We start from the raw sequence: 21,781 nt of genomic DNA, 5'->3' as shown, positions 1-21,781 counted from the left end.
GTCCCGAAGCTCTGGATGGGTGGTGAGTTCGGTCGAGGTAAGACTGGATAGCGTTGTAATGAAGGTCCGCCCTTCGGGGCCGGCTCTAGCGAGCCACACCTGCGGCCGGGTTTCCTAGGAAGCCCGGCCGTTTTGCATTCTGTAACTCGGCAGGCCAGCACAGGGAGCAATCATGGCTATGCGTTGGGGTACCTATTTCGCCGTGTGCGCGGCGGTCATCAGTATCGGCCTGGCGCTGGGCGTGACCATGCCGCTGGTGTCGTTACGCCTGGAAAGCTGGGGCTATGGCTCCTTCGCCATTGGCGTGATGGCCGCCACGCCGGCTATCGGTGTATTGCTCGGCGCCTCGCTGGCCGGGCGTCTGGCTGGGCGCTTTGGTACCACCATGCTGATGCAGTTGTGTCTGCTGATCGGTGCGCTGTCCGTCGCTGCGCTGGCCCTGGTGCAGGAGTACGTGGTGTGGCTGGGCTTGCGCCTGTTCATTGGTGTGGCGCTGACCGTGGTGTTTATCCTTGGCGAAAGCTGGATCAACCAGTTGGCGGTCGAGCAGTGGCGCGGCCGTCTGGTGGCGCTTTACGGCACCGGTTACGCGCTGAGCCAGCTTTCCGGGCCGCTGCTGCTCAGTGTGCTGGGCACCGGCAACGATCTGGGCTTCTGGACCGGCACCGGCCTGCTGGTCTTCGGCTCGCTGGTGCTGCTGGGCCGTACGGGCGCGCCCCAGGTCGATGCGCACAGCGCTTCCGGGCGAGGGCTATGGGCTTTTTGCGTGCGTTTGCCGACCATCGCCTGGGCTGTCGTGCTGTTCGCTGCCTTCGAGGCGATGATGCTGACGTTGCTGCCGATCTACGGCTTGCGCGAGGGCTTCACCCAGGAAGTGGCGCTGCTGATGGCCAGCGTGGTGGTGGTGGGTGACGCTGCGCTGCAGCTGCCGATTGGCTGGCTGGCTGACCATATGTCGCGGCGTACTCTGTTCCGTGGCTGCGGCATGGTGTTGCTGCTCTCTAGCCTGGCGGTGCCACTGCTGTTGCACACATCGCTGATCTGGCCGCTATGGGTGTTGTTCGGCGCCAGCGCCGGCGGCCTGTTCACCCTGGCGCTGATTCTGATTGGCGAGCTGTATCGCGACGATGAGCTGGTGCGGGCCAACGCGCATATCTCGCAGCTCTGGGGGCTCGGCTGCCTGATCGGGCCGCTGGCGACCGGCGCGTTGAGCCAGTGGCTGACCGGGCATGCCTTGCCGCTGCTGATGGCTGTCGGCGCCGCTGGCTTTGTCTGGCTCACCTATCGGCACCCGGACATCGCCCCCGCGCCCCAGGCGCAAGGCAGCTAAGCCGGCTCGTTCAGCAGGCGTTGCGCGGTTTCGCCGACCAGGCGCACGGCCTGCTCGATGCCGGCGTCGGGCGGCGCGGCGTAGTTCATGCGCAGGCAGTTGCGGAACTTGCCGGAGGCGGAAAAGATGCTGCCGGTGGCGATCTGTACGCCGTGCGGCTGCAGCTCGCGATTGAGGCGGTGGCTGTCGAAGTGCTCGGGTAACTCCAGCCAGAGCATGAAGCTGCCCTGTGGCTGGCTGATCTTCACCGAGGCCGGGAAGTAGCGGGTCACCCAGTCGATCATCAGGTCGCGGCCACGCTGGTACTGGGCGCGCATGCGCCGCAGGTGCGGCTCGTAGTGGCCGCCGGCGATGAATTCGGCCAGCGCCAGCTGCGGCAGCTGAGCGGTGGAGCCGGTGCCCATGTACTTCATGTGCAGCACCCGTTCGCGATAGCGCCCTGGAGCGATCCAGCCGATGCGCAGGCCCGGCGCCAGGGTCTTGGAAAAGGAGCTGCACAGCAGCACGCGACCATCTTCGTCGAACGACTTGATGGTGCGTGGGCGCGGGTAGCGGTAGGCCAGTTCGCCATACACATCGTCTTCGATGATCGCCACGTCGTAGCGCTGGGCCAGGGTCAGCAGGGCGCGCTTGTTGGCTTCGGGCATGATGTAGCCGAGCGGGTTGTTGCAGGTCGGGGTCAGTTGGATGGCCTTGATCGGCCATTGCTCAAGCGCCAGCTGCAGGGCCTGCAGGTTGATCCCGGTCAGCGGGTCGCTGGGCAGCTCCAGCGCCTTCATGCCGAACCCCTTGAGTGCCTGCATCACGCCGTGAAAGCTGGGCGAGTCCACCGCGACTATGTCGCCCGGCTCGCAGATGGCGCGAATCGCCGCCGACAGCGCCTCGTGGCAGCCGGTGGTGATGACGATTTCATCGGCGCCGATATGGCAACCGGAATCCAGTAGCAGGCGCGAGATCTGTTCGCGCAGGCCGCGGTCGCCATAGATGCTGCCGTAGGTCAGGCCCCGCAGGTCCTGGCGTCGACTGAGGCGCGACAACGAGCGCAGCAGCGGTTTCAGGGTCGGGCTGCTGATGTCCGGGCGGCCGCGGCCGAGCTGGATCATGCGCTCGTCCGGGGCGCTGCCGATCTGCTCCAATACCTGGTCCCACTGGGAGATTTCCACCGGGCGTTGCACGGTACGATTGACTTCGGGCAGGGCGGGCGCGTGGCGGCTGGCGGGTACGAAGTAGCCGGACTTCGGCCTTGGCGTGGCCAGGCCGAGGTCTTCCAGCTGGCGGTAGGCCTGCTGCACGGTGCTCAGGCTGACACCGTGTTCCTGGCTGAGCGCGCGCACCGACGGCAGGCGGTCGCCCGGCCGGTACAGGCCCTGTTCGATGCGGTCACCCAGGATATCGGCGAGATTGCGATAGAGCATGTCGAACTCCGCTTGCCATACAGATGTTGCAGAAAACCAGGATTCAGATGGCCATTCAGGGAATCTGTATGACTCAAAAGGCGGGCTCTTGAATCTGTATCCTTTCTTCGCTGTTCTGCATCATGGCTCTCCATACAGATGGCTGCAAGGAGATCGTCATGGAGCGCTCGTTCGAACGTGATGTGGAGTTGGCCCCGGGCAAGGCAGCGGGCCGGCAGGGTTTGCTTGGTGGATTTTTGCTGCTGCTGGGGCGCTGGAACGCCTTCTCGCGGCGGCTGCATTCGCGCCGGGAGCTGTTACGCCTGAACGACGAACAGCTGCGCGATATCGGCCTGACTCGGGCGCAGGCGCTCGGCGAGGCCGAGCGCCCGTTCTGGACCCTGTGGCGCGATTGAGCGTCAGACCAGGCCGACGGCTTCCTTGAGGCGATACCAGCCCATGCCCAGAGCCAGCAGTGGCGAGCGGAAGTAACGGCCGCCGGGGAAGGTCATGTGCGGCACCTTGTCGAACAGATCGAAGTGCCCGCCTGCCTGTCCGGCGATGGCCTCGGCCAGCAGCTTGCCGGCCAGGTGGGTGGCATTGACGCCGTGGCCGGCGTAGGCCTGGGCGTGGAATACGTTGGGCTTGTCCTTGAGGCGGCCGATCTGCGGCAGGCGGTTGGCACCGATGCCGATCATGCCGCCCCACTGGAAGTCGATGCGCACATCGGCCAGTTCCGGGAAGACTTTCAGCATTTTCGGGCGCATATAGGCGGCGATGTCCGCAGGATCGCGTCCGGAGTAGTGGCAGGCGCCGCCGAACAGCAGGCGGTTGTCGGCCGACAGGCGGTAGTAGTCGAGGGCCACGCGCTGGTCGCACAACGCCATGTTCTGCGGAATAAGCTTCCGTGCGCGCTCCGCACCCAGCGGCTCGGTGGCGATCACGTAGCTGCCGGCCGGCAGCACCTTGCCGCCGAGGTTCGGGTCGAGGCCGTTGAGGTAGGCGTTGCAGGCCAGCACCAGGTTTTTTGCCCGCACCAGGCCCTGGGCCGTGTGGACCTTGATCTCGGCGCCGTGCTCGATGCGGGTGACCGGTGACTTCTCGAACAGCTTGACGCCCAGGCCGATCGCGGCAGCGGCTTCACCCAGTGCCAGATTGAGCGGGTGCAGGTGGCCGGAGCCCATGTCGATCATGCCGCCGCAGTATTGGTCCGAACCGACCACTTCGCGCATCTGTCCCGGCTGCAGCAGGCGCAGCTCATGGCGGTAGCCCAGGCTTTCCAGTTCGGCCTTGTCTTCGGCGAAGCCCTCCAGGTGCGCGGGCTTGTTGGCCAGGTCGCAATAGCCCCAGGTCAGGTCGCAGTCGATCTGGAACTCCTCGACGCGCTGGCGCACCAGCTCCACCGCTTCCAGGCCCATCAACTTGAGCTGGCGCACGCCTTCGCTGCCGATCACATTCTCGAACTGTTCGACGCCATGGCCGACGCCGCGGATCAGCTGGCCACCGTTGCGACCGCTGGCGCCCCAGCCGATCAGGTGGGCTTCCAGCAGCACTACCGAAAGGCCTTTCTTGGCCAGCTCGATGGCCGTGTTGAGCCCGGAGAAGCCGCCGCCGACAATGCACACGTCGGCAACCTGCTCGCCACTCAGGGGCGGCTGCGCCAGCTGACGGTTGACCGAGGCCGCGTAATAGGAGGCGGCGTGTTGGTCACTGTGGACGGGCTGGTTGAGCCGGGCGTTCATGTGCGAAATCCTGATTTAAGTGTTGTTAAAATTTGACGCAGGATAAGCGTGTGTCGCTCGCCTCGCCAAGGGGGGGGCGGGAAAAACTGTTTTCACCGCTCGCCGGCTACACTGCGCGGATTCACTCTCGGGGCCATCGATGGACTGTACCAATCGCAAGATCGACCAGCTGCGCCGGCAGATCCCCGGCTTCGCCTGTGTGCCGGGTTGCCATGATTGTTGCGGTCCGGTCACGGCTTCCTCCGAGGAGCTGGCACGCCTGCCGCACAGGAGTGATGCCGAGCACGATGCGGCGCTGGCCGAGTTCAATTGCGTACACCTCGGCCCGCAGGGCTGCACGGTGTATGACCAGCGCCCGCTGATCTGCCGCCTGTTCGGTACTACCCCCAGCCTGCCGTGCCCGCGCGGGCAAGCACCGGAGACGCCGATCGAACCGCAGGTCGAGCGGCAGATCCATCAACTGATCGCCAGCACTCGCCAGCGCCTGGTGTAGGCGGCGCAGCAACTCCCACGCAAGCGGTGGTGTCGCCGGCTCACTCGGGGATCGGTAGGGTCAGCGACTCCTTGACCTCTTCCATGACGATGTAGGACTTCGACTCGCGCACATGCGGCAGCTTGAGCAGGATGTCGCCGAGCAGCTTGCGGTAGCTGGCCATCTCGTTGATGCGCGCTTTCACCAGATAGTCGAAGTCGCCGCTGACTAGGTGGCATTCGAGTACATGGGGCAGCTTGAGCACGGCGCGGCGGAACTCCTCGAAGGTATCGCCGGATTTGTAGTCCAGGCTGATCTCGACGAATACCAGCAGGCTGGCCTTGAGCTGCTGAGGATTGAGGCGGGCGTGGTAGCCCATGATGATCCCTTCGCGCTCCAGCCGGCGCACGCGCTCGGTGCAAGGGGTGGTCGACAGACCGACTCGCTCGCCCAGCTCGGTGAAGCTGATGCGCCCGTCTTCCTGCAGGATGCGCAGGATATTGCGGTCGATCTTGTCCAGCTCGCGGCGGCTCTGATGTTGGGTGCGCATGGGAAATCTCTCGGTTCGACGGGCTAAACGCCCTGATTCGTCGGCAAATATAGCGAGCTGACCAGCGTAAATCACTGTGACGGTTTGGCGCCGTCCGTCAGTGTGCCTTGGTCTATCATTGGCGGGATAATCCACTGGCTAATTAGCAATAATGCAGCCATATCGTCTGCATGGCTCCTGTTAAATGGCCCTATATCAAGAGCAAACGCCGAAACTCGACATTTATATAGTGAATATCTCTGCTGACGAATTCCTATACTTCACCCATCTCTGGTCAAAATAACAAACGCTCGTGGGCTCGCCCGCAGCGGGGAGGCAAAGATGCGTGTTCTGGTTCTCGGCAGCGGCGTGATCGGCACCGCCAGCGCCTACTATCTGGCTCGCGCCGGCTTCGAAGTGGTCGTGGTCGACCGCCAGAACGGCCCGGCCCTGGAAACCAGTTTCGCCAATGCCGGCCAGGTCTCCCCCGGCTATGCCTCGCCCTGGGCTGCCCCGGGCGTGCCGCTGAAAGCCATCAAGTGGCTGCTGCAGAAGCACGCGCCGCTGGCGATCAAGGCCACCGCCGATGTCGATCAGTACCTGTGGATGGCGCAGATGCTGCGCAACTGCACCGCCGCCCGCTACGCGGTGAACAAGGAGCGCATGGTGCGTCTGTCCGAGTACAGCCGCGACTGCCTCGACGAGCTGCGTGCCGAGACAGGCATCGCCTATGAAGGCCGCCAGCTCGGCACTACCCAGTTGTTCCGCACCCAGGCCCAGGTCGATGCCGCCGCCAAGGACATCGCCGTGCTGGAGGCCTCCGGTGTGCCCTTCGAACTGCTCGATCGCGACGCCATCGCCCGCGTCGAGCCGGCCCTGGCTGGCGTCAAGCACAAGCTGGCCGGTGCCCTGCGCCTGCCCAACGATCAGACCGGCGACTGCCAGATGTTCACCACCAAGCTGGCCGAGATGGCCAAGGCGCTCGGCGTCGAGTTCCGCTTCGGGCAGAACATCCAGCGTCTGGATGCTGCCGGTGATCGCATCAACGGCGTGTGGATCGACGGCAAGCTTGAAAGTGCCGATCGCTACGTGCTGGCCCTCGGCAGCTACAGCCCGCAACTGCTTAAGCCGCTGGGTATCAAGGCTCCCGTCTACCCGCTCAAGGGCTATTCGCTGACCGTACCGATCCGCAACGCGGCGATGGCGCCGAGCTCGACCATTCTCGACGAGACCTACAAGGTCGCCATCACCCGCTTCGACAATCGCATCCGCGTCGGCGGCATGGCCGAGATCGCCGGTTTCGACCTGAGCCTCAACCCGGCCCGGCGTGCCACCCTGGAAATGATCACCGCAGATCTCTACCCCGAGGGTGGCGATCTGCAGCAGGCCGAGTTCTGGACCGGTCTGCGTCCGGCCACCCCGGATGGTACGCCGATCGTCGGTGGCACCAGCTACCGCAACCTGTTCCTCAACACCGGGCACGGTACCCTTGGCTGGACCATGGCCTGCGGCTCCGGCCGCCTGCTCGCCGATCTGATGGCCAAGAAGCGCCCGCAGATCAGCGCCGAAGGCCTGGATATTTCCCGTTACGGCAAGACCAAGGAGACCCACAAGCATGTCCATCCAGCGCCTGCGCACTGAGAAGCGCTTCAGCGAAATCGTCATCCACAACGGCACCATCCACCTGGCCGGTCAGCTGGCTGACGATTACGACGGCGACATCCGTGAGCAGACCCGGCAGACCCTGGCCAATATCGACCGCTTCCTGGCCGAGGCCGGCAGCGACAAGTCGAAGATTCTCTCGGTGACCATCTACCTCAAGGACATGGCCGCCGATTACGCCGGCCTCAACGAGGTGTATGACGCCTGGGTCAGCGAAGGCGCTGCGCCGGTGCGCGCTTGCGTCGAGGCCAAGCTGTACGACCCGCGCGTGCTGGTCGAGATGATGGTCGTCGCCGCGCAACACTGAACATCCCGTTTGCCCGGCCACCCCGCCGGGCTTTTTTTGCCTTGAAAGAAGCTCTCGCTATGCGTCCTGCTCGTGCCCTGATCGACCTCAATGCCCTGCGCCACAACTACCGGCTGGCCCGCGAACTCAGCGGAGCCAAGGCTCTGGCGGTGGTCAAGGCCGATGCCTATGGTCACGGCGCCGTGCGCTGTGCCCAGGCGCTGGAGGCAGAAGCCGACGGCTTCGCCGTGGCCTGCATCGAAGAGGCGCTGGAGCTGCGCTATGCCGGCATCCGCCAGCCGATCCTGCTGCTCGAAGGTTTCTTCGAGGCGGCCGAGCTGAGCCTGATCGACCAGCACCAGCTGTGGTGCGTGGTGCATTCGGCCTGGCAGGTCGAGGCCATCGAGCAGGCTCGGATTGCCCGGCCGCTCAGGGTCTGGCTGAAACTGGACTCGGGCATGCACCGGGTTGGCCTGCATCCGGCCGAGTACCGTGACGCCCAGCAGCGCCTGCTGGCCAGCGGCAAGGTCGACAAACTGGTGCTGATGAGCCATTTCGCCCGCGCCGACGAGCTGGATTGCCCGCGCAGCGCCGAGCAGCTGGCGCTGTTCCAGCAGGCGCGTGGCGACCTGCAGACGGAGATCAGCCTGCGTAACTCGCCGGCCATTCTCGGTTGGCCCGAGATACCGAGCGACTGGGTGCGCCCGGGGATCATGCTGTACGGCGCCACGCCGTTCGAGCAGACGCAGGAGCAGGCCGCGCGGCTCAAGCCGGTGATGACCCTGGAGTCGAAGATCATCAGCGTGCGCGAGCTGCCGGCCGGTGAGCCGGTGGGGTATGGCGCGCGTTTCGTGGCCGAGCGGCCGACCCGCGTCGGCGTGGTCGCCATGGGCTATGCCGACGGCTACCCACGGCATGCGGCTACCGGTACGCCGGTGCTGGTCGATGGCCAACCGACCCGCCTGATCGGCCGGGTATCCATGGATATGCTGACCGTCGACCTCACCGATCTGCCCCGCGCCGGCCTCGGCAGCCGGGTCGAATTGTGGGGGCGCGATGTGCTGGCCAGTGAGGTGGCCTATGGTTGCGGCAGTATTCCGTACCAGCTGTTCTGCAATCTGAAGCGGGTGCCGAGGCTCTATTCCGGGGGCTGACAGTGCGTCTGCAAGGGATTTGCGGACGTTGTGTTGTAAATACTGAACACTGTTGCCATGATACGGCGATCCAACCGTGCCCGTTCCCAAGGAGGATCCCCGCATTGGACGTCGGTGTTCGACTGCAATCTATACGCAAACTCAAAGGCCTTTCCCAGCGTGAACTCGCCAAGCGGGCGGGCGTCACCAACAGCACCATTTCGATGATCGAGAAGAACAGCGTAAGCCCCTCGATCAGTTCGTTGAAAAAGGTGCTCGGCGGCATTCCCATGTCGCTGGTGGAATTCTTCTCCCTCGATATGGAGCAGGATAGCCAGACCCAGGTGGTGTATCGGGCCAACGAACTGACCGACCTTTCCAGCGGTGCCGTGACCATGAAGCTGATTGGCAAGGCGCACCCAAGCCGGGCCATCACCTTCCTCGACGAAACCTATCCGCCTGGCACCGATACTGGTGACGAGATGCTCAATCACGATGGCGAAGAGGCCGGCATGCTGGTCGATGGTCGCCTCGAGCTGACCGTGGGCACCGAGGTGTTCGTGCTCGAACCGGGCGACAGCTACTACTTCGACAGTACCAAGCCGCATCGCTTCCGCAATCCGTTCGACCGTCCGGCGCGCCTTATCAGCGCCACCACGCCGGCCAACTTCTAAGGCGCGGGCATTGGCCATGCCTGCATGGTCAATGCCCCTGCGACAAGTTGGGTTGTTCCGGCCGGCGGGTCTAACCGTTATACTGGCGCCCGCCTGCGAAACCGTGGCCGCGGGCGTGTCTAGCCAATGAGGGTGTACCGTGAATCTGATCAAAAAGATCCTGGCGGCTCAAGCTGCCGTATTGGCCCTGTGGGCTGTGAGCGCTCAGGCTGCGACCAACGAAGAAATCGCCGAGCGCATCAAGCCGGTGGGTGAGGTCTGCATCCAGGGTGAGGAATGCAAAGGCGTCGGTGCCGTTGCCGTAGCTGCTGGTGGTGGCGCGAAGTCGGCTGACGACATCATTGCCGGCCACTGTGGTGCCTGCCATAGCGCCGGTGTGCTGGGTGCGCCGAAGATCGGTGACAGTGCCGAGTGGAAGAAGCGCGCCGACGAGCAGGGTGGCCTCGATGGTCTGCTGGCCAAGGCTATCTCCGGTATCAACGCCATGCCGCCGAAAGGCACCTGCGCCGACTGCTCGGATGACGAGCTGAAGTCCGCTATCCAGAAGATGTCCGGCCTCTGATAGACGCCGACCTGGATTGATTGCAAAGCCGCCCTCGGGCGGCTTTGTCGTTTCTCAGTCGAGGAAACGTACCTGGCCGTCTTCCAGCGAGGCGATACGGGCCAGAGACTCGATCCGGTAGCCCTGGGCGTCGAGCTCGCCACGACCGCGCTGGAAGGACTTCTCGATCACCACACCGATGCCGGCGATGCTCGCGCCAGCCTGGCCGATCAGGTCGATCAGGGCACGGGCGGCATGACCGTTGGCGAGGAAGTCGTCGACCAGCAGGACATGGTCGTCGGCACCCAGGTGCTTGGCGGAGATGGCCAGGGTGCTCTCGGTCTGCTTGGTGAAGGAGAACACCGTCGAGGTGTAGAGATCGTCCTTGAGCGTCAGCGACTGGTACTTGCGGGCGAAGATCACCGGTACGCCGAGTTCCAGGCCGGCCATCACCGCAGGGGCGATGCCCGAAGCCTCGATGGTGACGATCTTGGTGATGCCCTGGTCGCGGAAACGCACGGCGAACTCGTGGCCGATCTGCTGCATCAGGGCGGGGTCGATCTGGTGGTTGAGGAAGGCGTCGACCTTGAGTACCTGGTCGGACAGCACCAGGCCTTGTTCGAGAATTTTCTGCTTCAGTGCTTCCACGCCGTATTCCTCGGGGTTGGTTGCTGGTTGGCGTCAGGATTTTTTCAGCATGGCACGCATGTTGGCCAGTGCATCGTTGCCCCGGGCGGCCTTGACCTCCACGGGGGTGTCTTCCTGGCCTTCCCAGACCAGGTCTTCCGGCGGCAGTTCGTCGAGGAAGCGGCTCGGCGTGCAGTCGATGATCTCACCGTACTGCTTGCGCTTGGCGGCGAAGGTCAGCGCCAGGTTGCGTTTGGCGCGGGTGATGCCGACGTAGGCCAGGCGCCGTTCTTCCTCGATGGTATCGGACTCGATGCTGGAGCGGTGCGGGAGGATCTCCTCCTCGAAACCGATGATGTACACCGAGGGGAACTCCAGGCCCTTGGAGGCGTGCATGGTCATCATCTGCACGCCCTCGGCGCCTTCCTCTTCCTCCTGCTGGCGTTCCAGCATGTCGCGCAGGACCAGCTTGCCGATGGCGTCCTCGATGGTCATGTCACCCTCTTCGTCCTTGTCGAGGGTGTTCTTCAGCGCCTCGACGAGGAACCAGACGTTGCCCATGCGTGCGTCGGCAACCTTGTCGCTGGAGGCGTTCTGTCGCAGCCAGTTTTCGTAGTCGATGTCCATGATCATGCTGCGAATGGCGCCGATCGGGTCGTTGCCGGCACACTGTTCGCGAATCTTGTCCATGTAGCGCTTGAAGCGCGACAGGCGCTCCGTGTAGCGGCTGTCGAGCTGTTCGCCCAGGCCCAGCTCGTCGCTGGCGGCGTACATGCTGACACCCCGCTCGCTGGCGTAGTTGCCGAGCTTCTCCAGCGTGGTCGAGCCGATCTCGCGGCGTGGCACGTTGATCACCCGCAGGTAGGCGTTGTCGTCGTCCGGATTGACCAGCAGGCGGAAGTAGCTCATCAGGTCCTTCACCTCCTGGCGGGCGAAGAAGCTGGTGCCGCCGGACAGGCGATAGGGAATCTGGTGGTGCTGCAGTTTCAGCTCCATCAGCTTGGCCTGGTAGTTGCCCCGGTAGAGGATGGCGAAGTCGCTGTACGGGCGCTCGGTGCGCAGATGCTCGGTGAGGATTTCCAGGGCCACGCGCTCGCACTCGGCATCTTCGTTGCGGGTGCGAATCACGCGGATCTCGTCGCCCGTGCCCATCTCCGACCACAGCTGCTTCTCGAACACGTGCGGGTTGTTGGCGATGAGGATGTTGGCGCATTTCAAGATGCGACTGGTGGAACGGTAGTTCTGCTCCAGCATCACCACCTTCAGCGAGGGGTAGTCCTCTTTCAGCAGCATCAGGTTTTCCGGGCGCGCGCCGCGCCAGGCGTAGATCGACTGATCGTCGTCACCGACCACGGTGAACTGGTTGCGCATGCCCACCAGCAACTTCACCAGCAGGTACTGGCTGGCGTTGGTGTCCTGGTACTCGTCGACCAGCAGGTAGCGGATGCGGTTCTGCCACTTCTCCAGGATGTCCTTGTGCTCCTGGAACAGCTTTACCGGCAGCAGGATGAGGTCGTTGAAATCCACCGCGTTGTACGCCTTGAGCGTGCGCTGATAGTGCAGGTAGACCACTGCGGCGGTCTGCTCCTTGGGATTGCGCGCGCCCGCCAGTGCCTCGTCGGGCAGGATCAGGTCGTTTTTCCAGCTGTCGATGTAGTTCTTGATCTCGTCGGCGCCATCATCGCCGGCGTATTCCTTCTGCATGATGTCGGTCAGCAGGGCCTTGATGTCGCCGTCGTCGAAGATCGAGAAGCCCGGCTTGTAGCCCAGCGCCGCATATTCCTTGCGGATGATGTTCATGCCCAGGTTGTGGAAGGTGGATACGGTCAGACCGCGGGCTTCGGCGCCCTTGAGCAGCGTGCCGACGCGCTCCTTCATCTCCCGCGCGGCCTTGTTGGTGAAGGTCATGGCAACGATGTGGCGGGCCTGAATGCCGCAGTTCTGCACCAGGTGGGCGATCTTGCGCGTGATCACGCTGGTTTTGCCGGAGCCGGCGCCGGCGAGCACCAATAGTGGGCCGCCGACGTAGTTCACGGCCTCTTGCTGCCGAGGATTGAGTCGGGACATGGCAAAGGAATTGATCAGGAAAAAGAGGCGGCATTCTAGCAGCCGGCAGACGCTTGCGGGACGCTGCCCGACCGCTGTACGACACGGGCAGTTCCCAATAAAAAACATAAGGAATGTGTGCTAAGTCACTATTTTAAAAGATCATGTACGATTGTTCCGTATCCCCCCGGTTGCCGCTGCTATGCCTTTCCCGCAGGATGCGCAAAACCTGCACAGGGATGGGGCAGAAAAGAGAACGCCGAGCAACGGTGCGTGCAGACGGGGTGAGTCTGTCTTGTCGACCTTGGGGAATTCATTTGTCCGCGCTTGCTGAACCCATGCGCCTGATCCTGCTGGCCGAAGTGCCGGAGTGGGCGGCTTTGCTGCGTGCACGACTCGCCGCGTTGGGTATTGGCTGGCCGCTGATCACTGCGCCCTCCTGGGAGGCCGCCAGCAGTCTGTTCGACGACGATGTGCCGGGCCTGCTGCTGACCACCCCCGCCTGCCAGCCCGCGCCCGGGCGCTGCCCATTGCCGGTGGTGCTGTTGCTCGACGCAGAGCCCGTTGCCGCACCGGCCGATGCCTATGACTGGCTGGTGCGTGATCAGCTGGGTGAGGATGTACTGCGCCGCTGCCTGCGTTATGCCGGTGAGCGCGCGCGCCTGCAGGGCACGCTGCAGCGCCTGGCCGAGCAGGACACACTGACCGGTATCGCCAATCGCCAGGGCTTTCAAGCGTTGCTGGCCGGACGTCTGGCCGAATATCAGGGGCGCGGCCTGGCGCTCGGCCACCTCGACCTGGACAACTTCAAACACGTCAACGACGCCCTCGGCTATCAGGCCGGCGACCGCCTGATCCTGCAGGTGGTGGGGCGTCTCAAGGCCCAGCTGGAAGCCGGCGACAGTCTGGCCCGCCTGGGCAGCGACGAATTCGCCCTGCTCCTCGACACCCGCCGCGACCCGCAGCGTGCCGAGCGGCTGGCCGAGCGCATCGTCGAGGCGCTGTCCGAGCCGTACTGGCTGGATGGCGAGAGCCTGCTGCTCGGCTGCAGCCTGGGCCTGACCCATGCGCGCGCCGGCGAGGGCGCCGACCCGCTGTTGTGGCACGCGCACATCGCCATGCAGCAGGCCAAGGCGGCCCAGGGCTGCACCTATCACCTGTACGACGAGCGCATCCATGGTGGTGCGCGCAACAAGGCCGACCTGGAAACCGAACTGCGTCGGGCGCTGCGCCGCGACGAACTGGAGCTGCATTATCAGCCGCGGCTGTGCCTGCAGAGCGGGCGCATTCTCGGCCTTGAGGCGCTGGTGCGCTGGCGCCACGGCGAACGCGGCCTGCTCGGCCCGGACGAGTTCGTGCCGCTGGCCGAGGAGAGCGGGCTGATCGTGCCGCTCGGCTACTGGGTGATTTCCCGTGCGCTGCGCGACATGCAGTGGCTGCGTGGCCGTGGCCTGCCGGCGCTGCACATGGCGGTCAACCTGTCCTTCCGCCAGTTTCAGGACAGCCAGCTGCTGTCGACCCTGAATCGCCTGATCGAAGAGCGCGGGGTGGATGCCGAGTGGCTGGAGTTCGAACTGACGGAAACCGCGGTCATGCGCCGCAGCGAGCAGGTGCAGCAGACCATGCAGGCCCTCGGCCGGCTCGGTGTGCGCTTCTCCCTGGACGATTTCGGCACGGGCTTCTCGTCCTTCGTGCACCTGAACAACCTGCCGATCACCCTGCTGAAGATCGACAAGAGTTTCGTCGGCGGCATGGGCGAGCGCGCGGAGAATCGGCAGCTGGTGCGGGCGATGATCAACCTGGCGCACAACCTGCACCTGGAGGTGGTGGCCGAAGGCGTGGAAAGCGCCGAGCAACTGGCCCTGCTGCGCCAGTTCGGCTGCGACCAGGTGCAGGGCTATCTGATCAGCAAGCCGCTGCCGCTGGCCGAGCTGGCGCGCTTCCTGGTGTTCGGCATGCGCCAACCGCTGCTTTCCGGCCTGCCTTCCTGACGAGGCTGCCGTAGGCGCGGGAGCTGTTCGCGAAAGATGGGCGCCCATGGTTGCTCGCGAGCCCATCTCGCTGCCGCGAAAGGTAACTCCGCACTATGACGGGCAGGCCGCCGCCGGCACCGGTTGCGGTCGCAGCAGGCGTGCCATCTTCCACTCGAAGCCCAAGGTCAGGCCGATGGCCGCACAAGCCAGGCCGCCGGCCAGGCCCCACCACACGCCCTGGGCGCCCCAGCCCAGGGTGAAGGCCAGTGCCCACGCCAGCGGCGCGCCAATGCCCCAGTAGCAGGCCAGGCCGACCAGCAGGGTGGTCTTGCCGTCCTTGAGGCCGCGAATGGCGCCCATGGCGATGGTCTGGATGCCGTCGAACAGCTCGAACCAGGCCGCCACCGCCAGCAGGCTGATGGCCAGCGCGACGATCTCGGCGAAGGCCGGGTCGTGGCGATCGAGGAACATTCCCACCACCCACTGTGGCGCCAGCCAGAACAGCAGCGCGAAGGCGAGCATGCACAGGGCGCCCAGGCCTATGCCCAGGCGGCCGGCACGGCGCGCTTCGACCAACCGCCCGGCGCCGTAGTGCTGGCCGATACGGAAGGTGGTGGCATAGGAGATGCCCACCGGCACCATGAAGGCCGCGTACACCGACATGATCGCCACCTGGTGCGCGCCCAGCGCCTGGCTGCCGAGTGCGCCCATGCACAGGGCGGCGAAGGCGAACAGGCCGGACTCCACTGCGTAGGTGCCGCCGATGGGCAGGCCCAGGCGCAGCAGTTCACGCAGATCGTCCAGGCGTGGCTGCAGCAGGCCCTGGCGCAGCGCATAGCCGGCGTAGGCCGGATGGCGCGCCAGGTGCCAGGCCAGCAGCAGGGCCATGACGTTGCTGACCAGCGCGGTGACCAGGCCGATACCGGCCAGGCCCAGTGGCGGCAGGCCGAACCAGCCGTGGATCAGCGCCCAGTTGAGGGCGAAGTTGGCTAGCGCACCGCCGATGCTGATGGCCATCACCGGGCCGGGCCGGCCGATGGCGGCGGTGAAACCGCGCAGGGCCATGAAGGCCAGGTAGCCGGGCAGGGCGAATACCAGGGTGGAGAGGAACTCCTCGGCGCCGCTCACATTGTGCGCGGCCTGGCCGAAGCGCAGCAGCAGCGGACCGAGGTTCCATAGCAGCAGGCCCGCGCCTAGGGCCAGGCCGGCGGCAAGCCACAGGCCACTCTGGGTCAGGCGGCTGACTCCGCCAGGGTCGTCTGCGCCATGGCGAATGGCGACCAGGTTGCCCACCGCCGCCAGCACGCCGACGCAGAAGATGGAGACGAAGGAATAGCTGGCCGCACCCAGGCCGCCGGCTGCCAGTTCGGCCGGGCCGAGCTTGCCCATCATCAGGGTGTCGGTGAACACCATCAGGACATGAGCCAGTTGCGCGGCGATCAGTGGGGTGGCGAGGCGCACCAGGGCGCCGAGCTCGCTGCGTAGGATGTTCGACATGATGAGTCAGGCTCAGGTAGATGGCTTGCCGGAGCGAGCCGCTCTGGCAAAGAATGGCGCAATTCTCCTCGGCACTCGTTGGTGCGCACAAAAGGATAAAAGCGATGCTATGCATGATTAATACTCATGGATTACGGCTATGAGCCGACGTCTGCCGCCTCTCTATGCCCTGCGTGCCTTCGAGGCCGCCGCCCGGCATGCTTCCTTCACCCGCGCGGCGGAGGAACTGGCCATCACCCAAAGCGCGGTGAGCCGGCATATCCGCACCCTGGAGGAACACTTTGCCTGTCGCCTGTTCGAGCGCAGTGGGCGCAACCTGCGTCTGAGCGAAAGTGCACGCCTGCTGCTGCCCGGTGTACGCGACGGTTTCGACGCCCTGGAGCGGGCCTGTACCAGCCTCAGGGCGGACGACGCCACCCTGCGTCTTAAGGCGCCCTCGACCCTGACCATGCGCTGGTTGCTGGCGCGGCTGTCGCGCTTTCGCCTGCTCAACAACGATATCGAGGTGCAGTTGACCAGCGCCTGGATGGATGTGGACAAGGTCGACTTTCATCAGGAGCCCTTCGATTGCGCCGTGTTGCTCAGCAGCGGCGGGAGCTTTCCGGCGGAGTGGGAGAGCGTCGAGCTGTTCGCCGAGTGGCTGATTCCGGTGTGTGCGCCGGAGGAGGCGGCTGCCGGGCCATGGGATCTGCCGCGGCTGCAGAGCGCCGAGTTGCTGCACCCGACACCGGACCGGCGTGATTGGCGGCGCTGGCTGCAGGCCATGGGGCTGGAGGAGAGCGTGGCGCTCAAGGGCGGCCAGGTCTTCGACACCCTGGAGCTGGGTATCGTTGCGGCGGCGCGTGGTTATGGCGTGTCCATCGGCGATCTGGTGATGGTCGCCGAGGACGTCGAGCAGGGTCGCCTCGGTCTACCCTGGCCTTGTGCCGTGGCCAGTGGCGACAGCTACCACCTGGTCTGGCCGCGCGGTCGGCGCGGTGAAGAGCGCATGCGCCGGCTGCGCGATTTCCTGTTGGCCGAGATGGCGCAGATGCATCTGCCAGCGGTCCGGCGCATCGAGGTCTGAGCGCTGGTGCGGTTTTGCCTGCCTTGCGTAAAAAATAATGGACCTAAAAGCCGCGCCGCTGCGGCTTGTTGTCGAAAGATGCGCCGTAAAATGCCGCCTTCAGGCCAGATGCCTGATTCGGATTTTGCTGCGTTCGGCTGGATTTGTTTGACATATTTTACGGCTCGGGCAGACTGTGCTGGCGGTTCCGACTGTTATGCGGCCGTCGCGGGAGGTTCGTTACCTTCCATTTCCAAGCCTCCAGGTGGGGCGCATGCAATGCCGCCGACAGACGGAACCGTGCCAAACAGGTAGCGCGTCGATCTCCTCCGACCCTCCTGCACAGCAACGGCAGGCCAACCTGCCCCAAGGTGACGTATGTCCAACAACAACAGCGCAAAGACCCCCAACGCCAAACGTAAACCCGTCGTACTGATGTCTATGGGCGCCCAGGAGCGCAAGGGCCACGCCTACCAGGTGATGACCCACAAATACATCACGCCGGTAACCGATTTTGCTGGCTGCGTGCCGGTGCTGGTGCCCAGCTGCTGCGGCACCGAAGACCTCGAGCAGTACCTCGACATGGCCGATGGTGTGTACCTGACCGGTGCCGGCTCGAACATCGATCCGGCTCTCTACGGCCAGGAAAACCTTACTCCCGAGAAGACCCAGGACCGCGACCGCGACCTGTTCGACCTGCCGCTGATCAAGGCCGCCATTGCCCGTGGCCTGCCGATCTTTGCCATCTGCCGCGGCATGCAGGAAATCAACGTGGCCCTGGGTGGCGACCTGTACCAGAAGGTCTACACCGAGCCAGGCTTCAACGATCATCGCGAGAACCCCGAAGACTCGGTGGACGTGCAGTACGCGCAGAGCCACAAGGTGCGCCTGCAGCCCGGCAGCTGGCTGGCCAAGCTGCTGCAGAGCGAGGAGATCGGCGTCAACTCGCTGCACGGCCAGGGCATCAAGACCCTGGGCAAGGGCCTGGAACCGCTGGCGCGTGCCGAGGACGGCCTGGTCGAGGCCTTCCATGCGCCGAGCCTGTCACCCTTCCTGTTTGCCGTGCAGTGGCATCCGGAATGGCAGGCAGCACAGAACCCGGACTCGGTGCGCATGTTCGAAGCCTTCGGCGAGGCTTGCCGCCAGCGCGCCTCGCGGCAGCAGCGCAACGTGGCCTGAGTTCATGCCCCATGAAAAAGCCCGGCGATTGCCGGGCTTTTTCGTTTCAGCGCACCACGTGCAGGAAGTGTCTGTGCTTCTCGTACTGGTCGATGATGTCGCCGATTACATCGTCGCGGCTCCAGCCGAGCAGGTCGTAGTCCTGGCCGCCTTCGAGCAGGTGGACCTCGGCACGGTAGTAGTGCTGTTCCTCGCTGGTGTCCTGGCTTTCCAGGAGGGCGAAGCTGGGCAGATTGAAGGCCCGCGGACGCACTTCATAGAGGAAGTCGGTTGCCGTGCCATGGGTCACCACCAGGCGCACGCGACCATCCTCGCCGTTTTCCCGGCGAGCATCCAGGCCGCGCTTGCACAGTTCCTCGGTCACGGCGTCGATGGCATATTGCGCGACGTCGGCGAGAAAGGACTGTGCCTCGGCCTGGCTGGGGAAGGTCACCAGGGTGCGCAATCGCCGTTGCCAGCCGCCCTGCGGGCGCATGCGGTTGGGCGTGTGTGGCAGTGCCTGGAAGCGGATGCTGCGTTTGGTGGCATCCAGCTTCAGTGCCCGCAGCAGGCCCCAGATCGCGGCCAGCAGCACGATGGAGAAGGGCAGCGCGCTGGCGATGGTCGCGGTCTGCAAGGCCTTGAGACCGTCGGCTAGGAGCAGCGAGATCGCGACCACGCCGATCAATACCGACCAGAACAGGCGCTGCCACAGTGGCGTGTGGGTCTTGCCCCCGGAGGCCAGCATGTCCACCACCAGGGCGCCGGAGTCGGCCGAGGTGACGAAGAACACCACCACCATGGCTACGGCGATCAGCGACAGCAGACTGCTCAGCGGGAACTGTTCGAGGAAGGCGAACAGCGCCAGGGAGCTGTCGGCATTCACCGTATCGGCCAGGCTCTGCAGGCCGTCGTTGAGCACCATGTTGATGGCGGTGTCGCCGAACACGGTCATCCACAGCAAGGTGAAGCCGGCCGGTACGAACAGCACGCCGCTGATGAACTCACGGATGGTGCGGCCACGCGAGATACGAGCGATGAACAGGCCGACGAAGGGCGACCAGGACAGCCACCAGCCCCAGTACAGCAGGGTCCAGCCGCCGATCCAGTCGGTGGGCTCATAGGCGTAGAGGTTGAAGGTCTTGCTGACGATTTCCGACAGGTAGCCGCCGCTGTTCTGCACGAAGGTCTTGAGCAGGAACACGGTTGGCCCCAGGGCCAGGACGAACAGCAGCAGGAGTACGGCCAGCGCAAGGTTGAGTTCGGAGAGGATGCGGATGCCCTTGTTCAACCCACTGGCCACCGACAGGGTGGCCAGGGCGCAGATGCTGGCAATCAGGACGATCTGCACCGTGGTGTTCACCGGCAAGCCGAACAGGTGATGGAAGCCGCTGTTGATCTGCAGCACGCCATAACCCAGCGAAGTGGCCACGCCGAACACCGTGCCGAGGATGGCGAAGGTATCCACCGCATGGCCGATAGGGCCATAGATGCGGTCACCGATCAGCGGGTAGAGCGCCGAGCGCAGGGTCAACGGCAGGTTGTGGCGGAAGCAGAAGAACGCCAGGATCAGCGCGACGATCGCATAGATCGCCCAGGCGTGCAGGCCCCAGTGGAAGAAGGTCAGCTTCATCGCCTCGCGGGCGGCTTGCACCGTGCCGGGATCGCCACTGGGCGGTGACGTGAAGTGCATCAGCGGCTCGGCGACGCCGAAAAACATCAGACCGATGCCCATGCCGGCAGAGAACAGCATGGCGAACCAGGTGGTGTTGCGGTATTCGGGCTGGCTGTGGTCCGGGCCGAGCTTGAGGTCACCGTAGCGGCTGACGGCGAGGAAAACGCAACAGATCAGGATAAGGGCTACGGTAAGGACGTAGAACCAACTGGCCTTGTCGATGATCCAGCCTTGCAGCAGGGCGAATTGGCTTTGCGCCTGCTCCGGGAGCAACGTGCTGTAGAGCACCAGAGCGATGATGAGGATGGCCGAGCTGAAAAACACCGGCTTGTTGAGCGAAGACGAAGATGCCTCCATTGAGCTAGCTCTCCTTGTTATCGGATGGGCCGCCAAGGGCGGGAGGCCCGATAGGGTAGCACGTCTTATAGCTTTAATTTCTGAATAGGATGATTCTGATAGCTTTATCGGATGATCTTAGTGATCTGCACTGGGACGATACTGCAGCGCCTCTGCCAGATGATGGCGGCCGATCTGGGCAACGTCCTCGAGATCGGCGAGGGTACGTGCCACCTTGAGCAGGCGATGCGCCGCGCGCAGGGACAAGTGTAGGCGCTCGCTGGCCTGTTCGAGCCAGCGTCGATCTTCTTCCGGCAAAGAGCAGTGTTGCTGCAGGCCCGGCAGGTCGAGAAAGGCGTTGGCGCAGCCCTGGCGCTGCAGCTGCCGCCGGCGTGCCGCAGCTACCCGGGCGGCGGCACTGGCGCTGGTTTCGCCGCCCTCGCCGGTGGTGAGCAGGCTGGTACTTTCGCGGGCGACGGTCAGGTGCAGGTCGATACGATCGAGCAGCGGCCCGGACAGCTTGGCGCGGTAGCGTTGCACCTGGTCCGGGCTGCAGCGGCAGCGCCCGCCAGGGTCGCCCAGGTAGCCGCACGGGCAGGGGTTCATCGCTGCCACCAGTTGGAAGCGGGCAGGGAAGCGTACCTTGTCGCGGGCCCGGGCGATGACGATCTGCCCGCTTTCCAGGGGCTCGCGCAGCACCTCGAGCACCTTGCGGTCGAACTCCGGCAGTTCATCGAGGAACAGCACGCCCTGGTGCGCTAGGGTGATTTCGCCGGGTACCGGGCGACTGCCGCCTCCGACCAGTGCCGGCCCGGAGGCGCTATGGTGCGGGCTGCGAAAGGGTCGTTGTGGCCAGGCCTCCAGTGGAGCCTGGCTGGCGACCGAGTGGATGGCGGCGACTTCCAGGGCTTCTTCTTCGCTGAGCGGCGGCAGCAGGCCCGGCAGGCGGCTGGCCAGCAAGGTCTTGCCGGTGCCGGGCGGGCCGCTGAGTAGCAGGTTGTGGCCGCCGCTGGCGGCGACCAGCAAGGCGCGCTTGGCGGCCAGCTGGCCTTGCACCTCGGCCAGGTCCGGATAGCTCGCGGGTTGGCGCAGCAGGCCGCCGGCCTGGTGTGGCGTCAGTGGGGTGTGGCCGTTGAGGTGGGCGGCCAGCTCCAGCAGGTGACCGACGGCAAGCACCGTCAGGCCGGAAGCCAGGCACGCCTCTTCGGCGTTGGCGCGAGGCACCACCAAGGTGCGCCCGGCGGCTCGCGCTGCCAATGCTGCGGGCAATACGCCCTGCACCGGGCGCACTTCGCCGGACAGCGCCAGTTCGCCCAGGCATTCCAGCTCGCCCAGGCCTTCGAGCGGCACCTGGCCGCTGGCGGCCAGCACGCCCAGGGCGATGGCCAGGTCGAAACGCCCTCCGTCCTTGGGCAGGTCGGCGGGGGCCAGGTTGAGGGTGATACGCCGCGCGGGAAAATCGAAGCCGGAATTCTGTATGGCACTGCGCACGCGGTCCTTGCTTTCCTTGACTGCGGTTTCCGGCAGGCCGACCAGGGCCATGCTCGGCAGGCCGTTGGCCAGGTGTGCCTCGACGGTGACGGCCGGGGCTTCAACGCCGACCTGGGCGCGGCTGTGGACGATGGCCAGGGACATGGATCACTCCTTGATCGCATGCCCGC

General features: G+C 64.9%; 19 protein-coding genes. 11 read left to right on the top strand and 8 right to left on the bottom strand.

Annotation, left to right across the window (positions count from 1 at the left end; all coding sequences use genetic code 11):
• The first annotated feature begins 178 nt into the window (after window positions 1-178).
• Window positions 179-1,330, top strand: a complete 1,152-nt coding sequence (locus tag AYB31_RS01820; RefSeq protein WP_068825343.1) for an MFS transporter — start codon at window positions 179-181, stop codon at window positions 1,328-1,330.
• Here the strand turns inward: AYB31_RS01820 and AYB31_RS01815 are convergent.
• Window positions 1,327-2,745 carry an aminotransferase-like domain-containing protein gene (locus AYB31_RS01815; protein WP_068825197.1) on the bottom strand — a complete coding sequence of 473 codons (1,419 nt, stop codon included), beginning with the start codon at window positions 2,743-2,745 and terminating at the stop codon, window positions 1,327-1,329. The two genes, AYB31_RS01820 and AYB31_RS01815, sit on opposite strands and share 4 nt — an antisense overlap.
• 158 nt (window positions 2,746-2,903) lie before the next feature.
• On the opposite strand from AYB31_RS01815, the gene AYB31_RS01810 reads away from it, so the two are divergent.
• Window positions 2,904-3,140 (top strand): DUF1127 domain-containing protein, encoded by a 237-nt coding sequence (locus AYB31_RS01810; protein WP_068825195.1) that lies wholly within the window; start codon window positions 2,904-2,906, stop codon window positions 3,138-3,140.
• A 3-nt stretch (window positions 3,141-3,143) separates the two neighbouring features.
• Here the strand turns inward: AYB31_RS01810 and AYB31_RS01805 are convergent, their stop codons facing one another.
• Window positions 3,144-4,466: an NAD(P)/FAD-dependent oxidoreductase gene (locus AYB31_RS01805; protein WP_068825193.1), complete on the bottom strand. Its 1,323-nt coding sequence runs from the start codon at window positions 4,464-4,466 to the stop codon at window positions 3,144-3,146.
• A 139-nt stretch (window positions 4,467-4,605) separates the two neighbouring features.
• Here AYB31_RS01805 and AYB31_RS01800 point away from each other — a divergent pair, with 139 nt between their 5' ends.
• A complete protein-coding gene (locus AYB31_RS01800) occupies window positions 4,606-4,959 on the top strand; it encodes a YkgJ family cysteine cluster protein (protein WP_068825191.1) in 354 nt (117 codons plus the stop codon).
• Window positions 4,960-4,999: 40 nt separating this feature from the next.
• Here the strand turns inward: AYB31_RS01800 and dadR are convergent, their stop codons facing one another.
• The gene (dadR, locus tag AYB31_RS01795) at window positions 5,000-5,488 is read right to left on the bottom strand and encodes a transcriptional regulator DadR (protein WP_068825188.1); all 489 of its coding nucleotides are present in this window, start codon (window positions 5,486-5,488) and stop codon (window positions 5,000-5,002) included.
• A gap of 321 nt (window positions 5,489-5,809) precedes the next feature.
• Between dadR and dadA the strand changes: the two genes are divergently transcribed.
• From dadA to AYB31_RS01770, 5 genes are all read left to right on the top strand, one after another.
• Complete coding sequence (gene dadA, locus AYB31_RS01790) at window positions 5,810-7,108, top strand: D-amino acid dehydrogenase (RefSeq protein WP_068825186.1); 1,299 nt, start codon at window positions 5,810-5,812, stop codon at window positions 7,106-7,108.
• A complete protein-coding gene (locus AYB31_RS01785; RefSeq protein WP_068825184.1) occupies window positions 7,083-7,436 on the top strand; it encodes a RidA family protein in 354 nt (117 codons plus the stop codon). Before dadA ends, AYB31_RS01785 begins: the two co-directional genes overlap by 26 nt.
• Before the next feature lie 59 nt (window positions 7,437-7,495).
• The gene (gene alr / locus AYB31_RS01780; protein WP_068825182.1) at window positions 7,496-8,569 is read left to right on the top strand and encodes an alanine racemase; all 1,074 of its coding nucleotides are present in this window, start codon (window positions 7,496-7,498) and stop codon (window positions 8,567-8,569) included.
• Between the two features lie 104 nt (window positions 8,570-8,673).
• The gene (locus AYB31_RS01775; RefSeq protein ID WP_068825180.1) at window positions 8,674-9,222 is read left to right on the top strand and encodes a cupin domain-containing protein; all 549 of its coding nucleotides are present in this window, start codon (window positions 8,674-8,676) and stop codon (window positions 9,220-9,222) included.
• Window positions 9,223-9,361: 139 nt separating this feature from the next.
• Complete coding sequence (locus AYB31_RS01770) at window positions 9,362-9,784, top strand: c-type cytochrome (RefSeq protein WP_068825178.1); 423 nt, start codon at window positions 9,362-9,364, stop codon at window positions 9,782-9,784.
• Window positions 9,785-9,838: 54 nt separating this feature from the next.
• Here the strand turns inward: AYB31_RS01770 and AYB31_RS01765 are convergent, their stop codons facing one another.
• Together AYB31_RS01765 and rep are read right to left on the bottom strand one after the other, a co-directional pair.
• Complete coding sequence (locus AYB31_RS01765; RefSeq protein WP_068825176.1) at window positions 9,839-10,411, bottom strand: xanthine phosphoribosyltransferase; 573 nt, start codon at window positions 10,409-10,411, stop codon at window positions 9,839-9,841.
• Window positions 10,412-10,444: 33 nt separating this feature from the next.
• The gene (gene rep / locus AYB31_RS01760) at window positions 10,445-12,457 is read right to left on the bottom strand and encodes a DNA helicase Rep (RefSeq protein WP_068825174.1); all 2,013 of its coding nucleotides are present in this window, start codon (window positions 12,455-12,457) and stop codon (window positions 10,445-10,447) included.
• 296 nt (window positions 12,458-12,753) lie between these two features.
• Between rep and AYB31_RS01755 the strand changes: the two genes are divergently transcribed.
• Complete coding sequence (locus tag AYB31_RS01755) at window positions 12,754-14,427, top strand: putative bifunctional diguanylate cyclase/phosphodiesterase (protein ID WP_068825172.1); 1,674 nt, start codon at window positions 12,754-12,756, stop codon at window positions 14,425-14,427.
• A 93-nt stretch (window positions 14,428-14,520) separates the two neighbouring features.
• On the opposite strand, the gene AYB31_RS01750 is transcribed toward AYB31_RS01755, so the two are convergent.
• Window positions 14,521-15,906 (bottom strand): NorM family multidrug efflux MATE transporter, encoded by a 1,386-nt coding sequence (locus AYB31_RS01750; RefSeq protein ID WP_068825170.1) that lies wholly within the window; start codon window positions 15,904-15,906, stop codon window positions 14,521-14,523.
• A gap of 139 nt (window positions 15,907-16,045) precedes the next feature.
• Here AYB31_RS01750 and AYB31_RS01745 point away from each other — a divergent pair, with 139 nt between their 5' ends.
• On the top strand, window positions 16,046-16,972 hold the full coding sequence (locus tag AYB31_RS01745) for a LysR substrate-binding domain-containing protein (RefSeq protein WP_068825168.1): 927 nt from the start codon (window positions 16,046-16,048) through the stop codon (window positions 16,970-16,972).
• Between the two features lie 357 nt (window positions 16,973-17,329).
• Complete coding sequence (locus AYB31_RS01740) at window positions 17,330-18,130, top strand: gamma-glutamyl-gamma-aminobutyrate hydrolase family protein (RefSeq protein WP_068825166.1); 801 nt, start codon at window positions 17,330-17,332, stop codon at window positions 18,128-18,130.
• A gap of 46 nt (window positions 18,131-18,176) precedes the next feature.
• Here AYB31_RS01740 and AYB31_RS01735 read toward each other — a convergent pair whose 3' ends face one another.
• Window positions 18,177-20,141, bottom strand: a complete 1,965-nt coding sequence (locus tag AYB31_RS01735; protein ID WP_068825164.1) for a BCCT family transporter — start codon at window positions 20,139-20,141, stop codon at window positions 18,177-18,179.
• 117 nt (window positions 20,142-20,258) lie between these two features.
• Window positions 20,259-21,755 (bottom strand): YifB family Mg chelatase-like AAA ATPase, encoded by a 1,497-nt coding sequence (locus AYB31_RS01730; protein ID WP_068825162.1) that lies wholly within the window; start codon window positions 21,753-21,755, stop codon window positions 20,259-20,261.
• Window positions 21,756-21,781 lie beyond the last annotated feature (26 nt).

It is taken from the genome of Pseudomonas sp. BMS12, from assembly GCF_001592875.1.
In the GTDB taxonomy this organism is placed as follows: Bacteria; Pseudomonadota; Gammaproteobacteria; order Pseudomonadales; family Pseudomonadaceae; genus Aquipseudomonas.
Note: the sequence above shows the minus strand (reverse complement) of the source record. Positions and strands in the feature narration are given on the sequence as shown.

What these genes read in the sequence shown, in the direction of transcription:
- AYB31_RS01820 (WP_068825343.1), top strand. Translation starts at nt 179, where the DNA reads ATGCGTTGGGGTACCTATTTCGCCGTGTGCGCGGCGGTCATCAGTATC.
- AYB31_RS01815 (WP_068825197.1), bottom strand. Translation starts at nt 2,745, where the DNA reads ATGCTCTATCGCAATCTCGCCGATATCCTGGGTGACCGCATCGAACAG.
- AYB31_RS01810 (WP_068825195.1), top strand. Translation starts at nt 2,904, where the DNA reads ATGGAGCGCTCGTTCGAACGTGATGTGGAGTTGGCCCCGGGCAAGGCA.
- AYB31_RS01805 (WP_068825193.1), bottom strand. Translation starts at nt 4,466, where the DNA reads ATGAACGCCCGGCTCAACCAGCCCGTCCACAGTGACCAACACGCCGCC.
- AYB31_RS01800 (WP_068825191.1), top strand. Translation starts at nt 4,606, where the DNA reads ATGGACTGTACCAATCGCAAGATCGACCAGCTGCGCCGGCAGATCCCC.
- dadR (WP_068825188.1), bottom strand. Translation starts at nt 5,488, where the DNA reads ATGCGCACCCAACATCAGAGCCGCCGCGAGCTGGACAAGATCGACCGC.
- dadA (WP_068825186.1), top strand. Translation starts at nt 5,810, where the DNA reads ATGCGTGTTCTGGTTCTCGGCAGCGGCGTGATCGGCACCGCCAGCGCC.
- AYB31_RS01785 (WP_068825184.1), top strand. Translation starts at nt 7,083, where the DNA reads ATGTCCATCCAGCGCCTGCGCACTGAGAAGCGCTTCAGCGAAATCGTC.
- alr (WP_068825182.1), top strand. Translation starts at nt 7,496, where the DNA reads ATGCGTCCTGCTCGTGCCCTGATCGACCTCAATGCCCTGCGCCACAAC.
- rep (WP_068825174.1), bottom strand. Translation starts at nt 12,457, where the DNA reads ATGTCCCGACTCAATCCTCGGCAGCAAGAGGCCGTGAACTACGTCGGC.
- AYB31_RS01750 (WP_068825170.1), bottom strand. Translation starts at nt 15,906, where the DNA reads ATGTCGAACATCCTACGCAGCGAGCTCGGCGCCCTGGTGCGCCTCGCC.
- AYB31_RS01745 (WP_068825168.1), top strand. Translation starts at nt 16,046, where the DNA reads ATGAGCCGACGTCTGCCGCCTCTCTATGCCCTGCGTGCCTTCGAGGCC.
- AYB31_RS01740 (WP_068825166.1), top strand. Translation starts at nt 17,330, where the DNA reads ATGTCCAACAACAACAGCGCAAAGACCCCCAACGCCAAACGTAAACCC.
- AYB31_RS01735 (WP_068825164.1), bottom strand. Translation starts at nt 20,141, where the DNA reads ATGGAGGCATCTTCGTCTTCGCTCAACAAGCCGGTGTTTTTCAGCTCG.
- AYB31_RS01730 (WP_068825162.1), bottom strand. Translation starts at nt 21,755, where the DNA reads ATGTCCCTGGCCATCGTCCACAGCCGCGCCCAGGTCGGCGTTGAAGCC.